The organism is Enterococcus mediterraneensis, from assembly GCF_900604485.1.
Classification (GTDB): Bacteria; Bacillota; Bacilli; order Lactobacillales; family Enterococcaceae; genus Enterococcus_C; species Enterococcus_C mediterraneensis.
This window is the reverse complement of record NZ_UWOP01000002.1, coordinates 13,640-25,152: the sequence shown is the minus strand read 5'-3', so window position 1 is coordinate 25,152 and position 11,513 is coordinate 13,640. Positions and strand designations below refer to the sequence as shown.

The following is an 11,513-nucleotide window of genomic DNA, read 5'->3' as shown; positions in this document are numbered from 1 at the left end:
TTCCTCTAGTAAAATTTTTTCTACTTTATCTGCAATGATTCATTTTAGACATTAACTTGTTGGACAACAACTTGTTCCTTTTTCAATGATTTATTACGCCACCAAGAGGACAAGATCGAACCAGATATATTATGCCAAACGGAGAAAATGGTTGAAGCAATCGCTGCTTCAGGAGAAAAGAACTTCATTGCCAGTGTCGCTCCTAACGCAGAATCTTGCATACCAACTTCAAAGGTAATCGCCTTTTGTTGAGGTTTGTTCAAATGAACGATTTTTGCAAACACAAACCCCAATAAGTAGCCTAATAGATTATGCAACATCACTACAGGAACAATTAGTAACGTTTTAGTATTTGTAAATTGAGAATGATTTGCGGAAAAAACAGCTACAATAATCAATAAAATCGCTGTTTGTGAGATCAACGGGGTCACATGGTTGACTTTATCCACTTTATGACCAAAAATAGTATGAACTGCTACACCAAGGACAATTGGAATAAGGACGATCTTTACCGTGTTCATAAACATTTGACTTGCCGGAACGTCAACGTAACTTCCAGCCAGTGTTGAAACCAGCAATGGAATCATGAATGGTGCTAATAATGTTGATAGAAAACCGATGGAAACATCTAAAGCAACATCGCCGCCTGCTAAGTAAGCCATGACATTCGAGGAAGTTCCTGAAGGGCATGATCCCACTAAAATAACGCCGGCTGCCGCTGGTCCTTCTAAGTGAAATAGATGGACTAAAAGAAATGCAAGACCCGGCATGATGACATAGTGGGCAATGGTCCCCAAAACTACCGGTATCGGATTTTTCCCGATCCGTTTAAAATCTTCTATCCGCAAACTAAGCCCCATACCAAATAGAACGATCATCAGCAGATAGGATGTGTAAGGTGCAATACCTACTCCTGGCTGTGGATCCAAATATGATAACGCAGCTAACAAAATTACTAATCCTGTAAAATATTTGGAAATAAATTGACTCATAGACTCTAAAACTTTCATTATTTTTCCTTCTCTCTTTTTTTACTCTGGTAACTTCATTATTCCACCTGTGTTTGCTGAAGTAACAAGAGCTGTGTAGCGACCTAACCAGCCGTTTTTTACTTTTGATACAAATTTTGGCAGTTCTTTTTGTCGACGTTCAAGTTCTTTTTCATCAACGTTTAGATTCAGTGAGCGATTGATAAGATCAATGGTTATCTCATCTCCGTCTTTCACTAACGCCAATGGACCACCTGCCGCGGCCTCAGGAGAAATATGGCCAACCGCTATTCCTCTGGTAGCACCAGAAAAACGACCATCAGTAATTAAAGCAACTTCTTTTCCTAAACCTCTTCCAACGATACTAGAAGTTGGCGCCAGCATCTCTGGCATACCCGGCCCGCCTTTTGGTCCTTCATAACGAATCACCACAACATGTCCTTTTTCTACTGTATGATCATCGATAGCCGCCACTGCTTCATCATGAGAATCAAAACAGATTGCCTTACCAGTGAACACTTTGACTGATGGATCTACTCCGCCAACCTTAATAACTGAACCATTTGGTGCTAAATTCCCATAAAGAATGGATAAACCGCCAACTGAACTATAGGGATTTTCTTTTGAATGGATAATGTCATAATTTTTGATTTTCGCTTCAGACACATTTTCACGCAATGTTTTTCCGGTTACCGTTATTCGATCTGGATGCAAGACGCCCTCTACATCAAGCAATTCTTTAATAATAGCCGGAACTCCCCCTGCTTCATGGACATCATGCATGGAATAGGCCGAAGACGGAGCGATTTTAGAAATATATGGAACACGCTCTGCAATTTGATTGATTGAAGATAGATCATAGTCAATTCCCGCTTCATTGGCAATCGCCAACGTATGCAATACCGTATTTGTAGATCCGCCCATTGCCATATCTAGGGCAAAAGCATCATCAATTGCTTCTTTTGTGACAATATCCCGCGGCTTTATTTGTTTCTTTACTAGATCCATAAGTTTAAACGCTGACTGTCGAACGAGTTCGCGCCGATCATCTGAGACAGCTAATGTCGTTCCGTTATAAGGAAGTGCCATTCCTAAAACTTCTAACAAGCAATTCATAGAATTCGCGGTGAACATTCCAGCACAAGAGCCGCAAGTTGGACAGGCGTTTTGTTCCATAAAGCGGAATTCTTCACTAGAGATTTCACCCTCTTTGTAAGCTCCAACTGCTTCAAACATTGACGACAACGTTATTTGATGACCTCTTGGATCAACACCTGCTTTCATTGGGCCTCCAGAACAAAAGATCGCTGGAACATTAGTCCTCATTGCTGCCATGATCATTCCTGGTGTGATCTTGTCGCAATTTGGAATATAGAAAACTCCGTCAAACCAATGAGCATTGATGACTGTCTCAGCTGAATCAGCAATCAATTCCCGGCTAGGCAATGAATACCGCATCCCGATATATCCCATTGCGATTCCGTCATCAACTCCGATCGTATTGAATTCGAAAGGGATTCCTCCTGCTTCTCGAATTGCTTCTTTGGCAATATCAGCTAATTCCCGTAAATGAACATGCCCTGGTACGATATCAATATAAGAATTACAAATAGCAATAAACGGTTTTTCCATATCATGATAATTTTTCACTTGTCCTGTTGCGTACAATAGACTTCTTGCAGGCGCAGCATCAATACCCTTTTTTATCTGATCACTTCTCAAAACAAACACCTCAATTTTTTTAAAATAAAAAACCCCACTCAATATGAATGGGGTTCATGAAGTCCCATTCAAACACAAACAGGACTTAAACGATGTTGTTCTCGTTCTAAGTCCTAAACCTAATAATTAAAATGACTGCTTTCAATTGTCTGAATTTCATAGGTTTTTCTCCTTTTGTTTTAAGTGGAACTTAATTTTTACTAACTGTATACCTTTAGTTTATCTATGTCAACATATTTTCAAAATATTCTAATAGTTTTGAAAATAGATGTTCCTAGTCCTTCATGACTTACTGAAGTGCCAAAGAAATTTTTTCGTATTATTTATTTGTTGACCAGATTTAAACAAGAATGGATTTTTTTCTATTTTGGACTGATCCCCAAAGAGATTCGGCCGAAACGACTGATGCGCGTAACTTTCCACCCAGGTGACCAAACTGTCTCCACAGTTACGTCCTCGATTTCTTTGATTTCTTTAAGTGCCGCCACGAGTTCACCAGGGACTGTTGCCATGCAGCCGCACCCCATCGAGGTAAAAGTGATGACCACTTTGCAATGCCCATTTTCGTCTAAGTCAACTTCATACAACAAACCCAAATTATATATATCCAATCCTATTTCAGGATCATAGATCATTTCGAATTTTTCAATCAATTGTTCACTGATCGCAGCTGCCCGATCATTTACCAAGATATCTTCTCTCATCCTTTTTCCTCCATTCAGAAAAGATTATGTGTATTTTTTCATGAAACATTCTTTTTTTCAATAGTTTTTTGTGATTTTTTTTATTTAAGGCTAGAATTTTGAAAAGATTGTGTTAGAATGCAATTAAATTATTCAAAGTTAACGCTGAAATAATAATGATTGTTTTGGAAGGGAAGTTATATTATGACTGACAAACAGCCAAAAAAAGATATCCGTATCAGAAGTAATATTTATGATAGTATGGTCAAATCACCAAATCGCGCGCTATTACGAGCAACAGGGATGAGCGACCAAGAACTTGAGCAGCCAATCATTGGTGTCATCAGTACTTGGGCAGAAAATACTCCTTGCAACATTCACTTAGCAGATCTAGGAAAACTTGCCAAAAAAGGGGTCATCACAGCTGGCGGTTGGCCTGTTCAATTCGGCACAATCACTGTTTCAGATGGTATCGCAATGGGGACTCCCGGAATGCGTTTTTCATTGCCTTCACGGGATATCATCGCTGATTCAGTTGAAGCTGCCATCAGCGGACATAACTGTGATGCCTTTGTAGCAATCGGCGGCTGCGACAAAAATATGCCGGGTTGTATGATCGCGATCGCCAATACAGACATCCCTTCGATTTTTGTTTATGGCGGCACCATCGCTCCCGGAAATCTTGACGGCAAAGATATTGATCTGGTCTCGGTATTTGAAGCGATCGGCCAATGGAACCACCATGACATAACCGCTGAAGAAGTACGCCGAATCGAATGCAACGCCTGTCCTGGACCTGGCGGATGCGGTGGTATGTACACTGCAAACACAATGGCTTCTGCGATCGAAGCGATGGGCATGAGTTTGCCAGGCTCCTCTTCTCACCCTGCAACGACCGAAGCAAAATTACGTGACGTCGACGAAGCCGGCGAAGCAGTTATGAAATTATTGGAAAAAGGAATCTATCCAAAAGACATCATGACTCGTAAAGCGTTTGAAAATGCGATCACTGTCGTTATGGCACTGGGCGGTTCCACCAATGCTGTCTTGCATTTGATGGCAATGGCACATGCAGCAAACGTAGAATTGACGTTGGATGACTTCAATGACTTCCAAGAAAAAGTTCCACATCTAGCAGACTTGAAACCAAGCGGAAAATATGTTTTCCAAGATTTGTACGAAGTCGGCGGTGTGCCTGCCGTAATGAAATATCTTTATGAAAACGGCTATCTTCATGGCGACTGTTTGACCGTTACCGGTAAAACAATTGCAGAAAACTTAGCGGATGTCCCTTCATTGAAGGATGGTCAACAAGTTATCATGCCTTTAGAAAATCCAAAACGGAAAGATGGTCCACTGATCATCCTTCACGGTAATTTGGCTACAGAAGGCGCGGTCGCAAAAGTTTCCGGCGTAAAAGTCCGTCGCCACGAAGGCCCGGCTAAAGTATTCAACAGTGAAGAAGAAGCGATCGATGCGGTTCTTGCGGATGAAGTTGTCGATGGAGACGTAGTTGTTGTTCGTTATGTCGGGCCAAAAGGTGGACCTGGCATGCCGGAAATGCTGTCATTATCAAGTATGATCGTCGGAAAAGGTCAAGGAGAAACAGTCGCATTACTGACAGATGGACGTTTCTCAGGAGGAACTCATGGATTGGTGGTTGGACATATTGCGCCTGAAGCTCAAGACGGCGGACCGATCGCATTACTGAAGACCGGCGATATTGTCGTAATCGATCAAGATACCAAAGAACTTACAATGAAAGTTCCAGAAGCTGAACTTGCCAAACGCCAAACCGAACTTGTGATTCCACCGCTATATTCTCGCGGTGTCCTAGGAAAATATGCGCATCTGGTTTCCAGCTCCGCAAAAGGTGCAATTACTGATTTTTGGAAAAAAGAAGAGTGATTGTACTGATTTTAGAAAAAGAAAAAACCGTCCCTGTTTTTAAAGAGACAGTTGTGGTATAAGTTTCAATAATGTAGCGCGTGAAATGATGAAAATCGGTCATTTCACGCGCTCTTTTTGGTGGAAATATAATCAGTTATCTAAACGAATATAATTGATGTCATGATAAAATGATTCGTTTTACCTGAAGAAAAGTAGCTTTTAATGGTCGATAGCTCAATGTCTCCATCAGAAAAAAATTATTTTTTCACAACTTCATTATCTTGGATCAACAATTGTTTCTCGGTCACTTTTTTCAAAAAATAACGATCATGGGAAACTACCAGCAGTGTTTCATCGTAATGAGACAAAATTTCTTCCAGCTCTTCTTTGCCGTAGATGTCCAGATGGTTCGTTGGTTCATCTAAAATCAGAAAATTGATTTTAGCCTGCAACAATCGTAAAAGGTATAAACGCATTTGTTCCCCGCCGGAAAGATCTTTGATGCGTTTATTGACATCTTCTGCAAAAAAGCCGAAACGAGCCAACGTTTGTCGAGCCTTTTGTTCATCGGAAATCACCGTTTTTACGTGATCCAATATCCGCTGATCCGGTTTTTCAAAGGAAAACTTTTGAGGTAGGTAACCGATCTTGATATTCGCCCCTAAACGGATCTCTCCTTCATCTAATGAAGTCTCTCCCAAAAGACAACGGATCAATGTGCTTTTCCCGCTGCCGTTTTGCCCCATCAACGCCACTCGTTCCTGACGGTAAAGGATAAAGTGACTGTCAGAAAACAGCAGCTTTTCACCAGCGATTTTCCCGATGTTTTTGGCGATCACCACTTCTTTTCCGGAACGTCCAGCCTGCGTCACCTGCTGCAATCGCCGTTTAGGCGGTACCGGCGGCTTGACTAATTGCGTCTTTAATTTTTCGATGCGTCTTTCGACTTCTTTTGCTTTCCGATAAAAATCTTCATTGTCCGCTTCATTGGCCCATTGCCGATACCGACGAGCCATCAGGACAAGTCGTTGGATCTCTTTTTTCTGTAATTCAAAGTCTTTTTGAAGTGCCGCGACTCGTTCTCGTTTCAACTCGGCATACTTGCTGTAATTGCCAGCATAGTTCACTAACTGCTCATCTTCTATTTCTATGATACGGTCCACAACATTGTCTAAGAATGCTCGGTCATGGGAAATGACTAAGTATGCCTGATTAGTATGGTTTAAATAATTTTCCAGCCATTGGATCCCTTCAAGATCTAGGTGATTGGTAGGCTCATCTAATAAAAGTATCTCGGCGTCCCCCACCAAGATTCGGGCAAGCTCGACTCTGACCCGCTCGCCGCCGCTCAACTGGTGAAGGGGCTTTTCAAACTTATCTCCGATCCCCAAGCCTTTCAAGGTGCCGATTATATGATCTTCCAATGTATATCCGCCGATTTTTTCGTAGGTTTCCTGCAGGTTGCCATAGTGGTTCAACAATCGTTCCACGTCGCTAGTTTCCTCTGACATGCGGCTCTCGATTCGCTGCATCTCCTGCCGCAGATTTCGAATTTCTTGGAAACTGTTCAATAAATATTCTTTTACCGTTTGGGGACTCGTAGATAGTTTTTGCGGAACAAACCCGATCACTAACCCCTTTTTGCGGGCCACGGTCCCGGCTTGGATTCCTTCTGTACCAACAAGAATATTGAGTAAACTGCTTTTCCCACTACCGTTTGTCCCCACCAAACCGATTTTCTCTCCTTGATGGATCGTTACATCTAGTTCTTTGAATAGCGGCGTTGTGCCGAAATTTTTCGTAATTTTATTTGCCTGTATCAGCATTTGTCTCTCTCCTTATAGATCAGAGACCACGAAAAAAGGTCATGACAATTATCATGACCTCGTTATTTTATAAACAGATAGAAGATTGAAACGCTTCTCATGGTCACTGATTTTCTTCAATTTTTGCGATTTTTGGACGTACTGCTCCCTTGATCGCTTTTTTGAAGGTAAGGGCATGACAAAAGCTGATGAAATAACGAAGACTGATTTCGTTCATTGTTATTTTTGACATGCTGACCATTGATTCGTTTCCCCCTCTCCTATAATTCTTACTGCCAGTATAGCAATCTTCATTCCATACTGCAAGAAAACCATTGCAGATGGCTTCTAATGCTATTAATTATCAACTAAAATAAAGAACTATCCCAGCATCATTTCATCAATTACTGATTTTTTTCAACAGCGACCGAATTTCCAAACAACGACAACGGAAACTCAGTGAAATCTTGGATGATATCTTCTAGGTGCATGTTCTTTTCACGAAAAATATCTTGGTTCTTTTTAGAAGGATCAATGGCAATAATCTTGCCGATACCAGCCCGTTGAGCCGCCAGTAATCCAGAATACGCATCTTCGATCACGATACATTTTTCTGGTGAAAGCTCAATCATTTTTGCGGCTTTCAGAAAAATATCCGGCTGTGGTTTTCCCGGGAATGTCCCGTCATCATAGACCACTTTTTCATAGGTGAACCAGCGAGCCAAATCAAAGACATCAAAATAAAAATCCAGATTTTCTTTACCGGTTGCTGTGGCGATTGTCCGCGGGATCGCCTGTTCTTTGAGATGCTCCAACACTTTTTGCAATCCTTTTGTCAAAACCAGCTGTTCAGGATCTTTCAGACAAAGTTCTCGATAATTCTGCTCTTTTTCCTCAGAAAGCTTTGCAACTTCCACCGCATCCAGATCCTTAGAAACGAAGTGACGCAAGATCTCATCATTGGTATGTCCGTGGATGTTCATTAAAATCTCTTGTTCTGAAATATCTCGCGGTGTATATCTGCGGATCATTTCCAACCAAGCTTGTTCGTGCAGCTTAGAATCTTGAAACATAGTCCCGTTAAAATCAAAAATAATTCCTTCCATTTTTGGCTCCCCTTTAATAAAACAGTCTCTCATTAATCAGTTTAGCACTTTTCCAATCAGATGGCAGTCGCTGATCAAAACAATTTTTTTAAGTTTCCTGTCATCGTTTCCCAGTATTTTTGATAAAAACTCATGGAAAGCGAGATCAAAACAATAGAAAAGGCCGACAAAAGCGCTTGAATAATGCCAAATGCTTTCAGGTTCAATAAGATGATCAAAAAGTTGGTCATAAATATCCCGTAAGCAACTGGTAAATTCAGATACTTCTTAAAAATCAGCGGTGGGACCGTCACGCCGCCATTTGACGCATCGATCTGATAAAGCAGAAATATTCCTAAACTAAATAACAGACTTCCCAACACTAGCGACCAGCCATGATGAGAAACCATTTCCCACTGGGGGATCAGTCCTAAAAAAATCGGAAACAACAAACTGCCGGATACAGTATTCAAAAACGTGCGCTTTTCTAATAAAAGCCAACAAAATCCTAACATAATAACGTTGATACAAAAAACCGCGATCGTTTGTTCAATCGTATATAAATGTGACAATAAAAAACCGATCGCTCCGACACCAGCTGATGCAATATTAAAAGGCAATAAAAACCACTGCAAACTGATAGTGATTAAAAAAATACCGCTTATAAAATAACTCATTTTTTTAATAACAGACAGAGATACATTTTTTGATCCTTTGTTTTTATTCATTGGCACCTCGTTATTTTAATTTGTTTTATTTTTCACTAGTATACCATTCTAATCAACATTTTCTAGTTTTTTGCAATATTTCATGGGAATTGAATATATATCGTTCGGATATAGACAGGTTGATCAAAAAAATGACAATCGACTTAGCAAAAGTCAATTGTCATCCGGATAAGAGAAAATCGTTATTTTATTTTTATTAGCTGGTTTAAAGCTCTTTTGTTTCTAAATCGTGCAGGAACAAGCCACTCAACAATTTTGGTTCGAACCATGTGGATTTTGGAGGCATGATCTCTCCAGCATCTGCTACCGCTAATAAATCTTTCATAGCTGTCGGGTACAGAGAAAAAGCGACGGTTCCTTTCTTTTGATCAACCAAACGTTCCAATTCTTCGGTTCCGCGAACTCCGCCAATAAAATCGATCCGCGGATCTGTTCGTATGTCCTCAGTGGCAAAGACCTTTTCAAATACATAGCGTTGCAAAAGAGAAACGTCCAAGCTTTCGATCAATGTATCAGGAATTTTTTCTGGTTTAACAGACAAACGATACCAATCACTTTCCCAGTACATATGAACATCATGGAGTTTGTCAGGTTTAGTCTGACCGGTTTTTTCAACTATAAAATCCTCTTGCAGCTGATCCATGAAATTATCCGGGACATCTGCTTTTAACAGACGATTATATTCCCAGATTTTTAGTTGATCGTCAGGAAAGATGATCGACAAGAAGACTTCACTTTCTGGACTGCCCCCTTGTTTATTCATCCCTACTTTTACCGCTGATTCCGTTCGATGATGCCCGTCAGCGATATATAGTGCAGGCACTTTTTCAAATAATTCTACAAAGGTATCGATCGTTGTTGGTTCGTCGATTTGCCAAACTTTGTGGGATACGTCATAGAAACTAGTAAATTCAAACAATGGAGCGTGATTTTTCTGCCATTGATCTATCTGAGCTTGGATCTCATTGTCTTTGCGGTAGCTTAAAAAAATAGGACTGGTATTGGCATCACAGGCTTCCATGTGGCGGATGCGATCTTGTTCTTTTTCTGGACGGGTATATTCGTGTTTCTTGATCTTATTATCCAAATAATCTTGGATCGAAGTACATACTACTAAACCAGTTTGGCTTTGTTGCCCCATACTTAACTGATACAGATAAAAAACGGGACGCTCTTCTTTAACCAGCCACTTTTTTTCTCTGAAAGACGCTAAATTATCCGCTGCTTTTTGATACACTGCGTCATCATAAGGATCCACTGAATCTGGCAGATCGATCTCTGCTTTGTCAATATGAAAAAAACTGTATGGATTTCCTTCAGCCAGCTGACGAGCTTCTTGACTGTCTACCACATCATAAGGCAGCGCAGCAACTTTTTCTGCTGCATCTGCCGGGGGACGAATTCCTTTAAATGGACGAATCTTTACCATCAGTATCCTCCTTCTGGTTGCGTGATCACTCGCACCCGGATGATATCTGGATTTTCTTTCAAGCGATCCGCTACTTGTGCGACTTTTTCCCGACTGTCTTCTTGAACATCCACTAAAGTGTAGGCGTGCTCTTTTTGACCGCGATTGACCATGTTTTCGATATTGATGTCTAGTTCGGCGATCGTTGACGAGATTTGTCCCAGCATATTAGGGATATTTTTGTGAATGATCGTCAATCGATAAGGAGAGTAAAACGCCATATCCACTGAAGGAAAATTGACAGAGTTTGTGATGGTGCCTGTTTCTAAAAAGCGCTTGATCGTTTCTGTTGCCATCTTCGCGCAATTGACCTCAGCTTCTTCCGTAGATGCTCCTAAATGAGGCAGTACCAAGATTTTTTTATGGCCTAACAATTTCTCACTGGCAAAATCTGTCGTAAAGCTGGCTAGTTTTTCTGAATCCAATGCTGCGACCACTGCATCGGTATCCACGATCTCTCCCCGAGAAAAATTAAACAAACAGGCAGTTGGTTTCATTTGGGCCAATGCAGCTTGATCGATCAAGTGCCGTGTATTTTCCATCAACGGTACGTGGACGGTGATAAAATCACAGCTGGTAAAAATTTCGGACAATTCCGCGGCTCGTTTGACACGCCGTGAAATGCTCCAAGCTGTATCTACTGAAACATAAGGGTCGTAACCAACGACCTCCATGCCTAAACGGTACGCATCATTTGCTACCATAGCACCGATCGCACCCAGTCCAATAACACCTAAACGCTTGCCTTCTAACTCCGTTCCGGCAAATTGTTTCTTTTGGGCTTCTACTTGTTCTTCAACATCTGCACCTGTCAGCGTCTGAACCCATTTTGCTCCGCGAAGGATTGGACGAACCGAAAGCAGTAAACTTGCGATCACTAATTCTTTGACCGCATTGGCATTGGCCCCTGGTGTATTGAATACGACGATTCCTCGTTCTGTACACTGATCGATTGGGATATTATTAGTACCAGCGCCGGCTCTTGCAACCGCTGTGACAGAATCAGGAAAAGCATAGTCATGCAGATTTTTACTGCGCAGCAGAATTCCATCTGGCTGATCATTACCATCGAGAATATAGTTTTCGTCAAAACGAGCTAATCCTTCCGGGGCAATCGTATTGAAAGTTTTGATATGAAACATT

General features: G+C 41.1%; 10 protein-coding genes. 1 reads left to right on the top strand and 9 read right to left on the bottom strand.

Translation table 11 applies throughout. The features are described 5' to 3' along the window. Positions 1-44 precede the first annotated feature (44 nt). The 3 genes from EFB00_RS12000 to EFB00_RS11990 form a co-directional block, all read right to left on the bottom strand. Positions 45-1,010, bottom strand: a complete 966-nt coding sequence (locus tag EFB00_RS12000) for a bile acid:sodium symporter family protein (RefSeq protein WP_122647122.1) — start codon at positions 1,008-1,010, stop codon at positions 45-47. A 21-nt stretch (positions 1,011-1,031) separates the two neighbouring features. Then, on the bottom strand, positions 1,032-2,711 hold the full coding sequence (ilvD, locus tag EFB00_RS11995; RefSeq protein WP_122647121.1) for a dihydroxy-acid dehydratase: 1,680 nt from the start codon (positions 2,709-2,711) through the stop codon (positions 1,032-1,034). Positions 2,712-3,073: 362 nt separating this feature from the next. Further along, entirely contained in the window at positions 3,074-3,415 is a 342-nt protein-coding gene (locus EFB00_RS11990) for a metal-sulfur cluster assembly factor (protein WP_122647120.1), read from the bottom strand. A gap of 183 nt (positions 3,416-3,598) precedes the next feature. Here EFB00_RS11990 and ilvD (EFB00_RS11985) point away from each other — a divergent pair, with 183 nt between their 5' ends. Next, positions 3,599-5,302 (top strand): dihydroxy-acid dehydratase, encoded by a 1,704-nt coding sequence (ilvD, locus tag EFB00_RS11985; RefSeq protein ID WP_122647119.1) that lies wholly within the window; start codon positions 3,599-3,601, stop codon positions 5,300-5,302. A 239-nt stretch (positions 5,303-5,541) separates the two neighbouring features. Here ilvD (EFB00_RS11985) and abc-f read toward each other — a convergent pair whose 3' ends face one another. From abc-f to EFB00_RS11960, 6 genes are all read right to left on the bottom strand, one after another. Next, positions 5,542-7,110 carry a ribosomal protection-like ABC-F family protein gene (gene abc-f / locus EFB00_RS11980; protein ID WP_122647118.1) on the bottom strand — a complete coding sequence of 523 codons (1,569 nt, stop codon included), beginning with the start codon at positions 7,108-7,110 and terminating at the stop codon, positions 5,542-5,544. Positions 7,111-7,213: 103 nt separating this feature from the next. Then, positions 7,214-7,351, bottom strand: coding sequence for a hypothetical protein (locus EFB00_RS13505; protein ID WP_164709487.1), 138 nt, complete (start codon positions 7,349-7,351; stop codon positions 7,214-7,216). Between the two features lie 142 nt (positions 7,352-7,493). Further along, complete coding sequence (locus EFB00_RS11975; protein ID WP_122647117.1) at positions 7,494-8,195, bottom strand: HAD family hydrolase; 702 nt, start codon at positions 8,193-8,195, stop codon at positions 7,494-7,496. 74 nt (positions 8,196-8,269) lie between these two features. Continuing rightward, a complete protein-coding gene (locus EFB00_RS11970) occupies positions 8,270-8,902 on the bottom strand; it encodes a YitT family protein (protein ID WP_122647116.1) in 633 nt (210 codons plus the stop codon). Between the two features lie 205 nt (positions 8,903-9,107). Then, positions 9,108-10,331, bottom strand: a complete 1,224-nt coding sequence (locus EFB00_RS11965; protein ID WP_122647115.1) for a DUF1015 domain-containing protein — start codon at positions 10,329-10,331, stop codon at positions 9,108-9,110. Then, positions 10,331-11,512, bottom strand: a complete 1,182-nt coding sequence (locus EFB00_RS11960; RefSeq protein ID WP_122647114.1) for a phosphoglycerate dehydrogenase — start codon at positions 11,510-11,512, stop codon at positions 10,331-10,333. Before EFB00_RS11960 ends, EFB00_RS11965 begins: the two co-directional genes overlap by 1 nt. Position 11,513 lies beyond the last annotated feature (1 nt).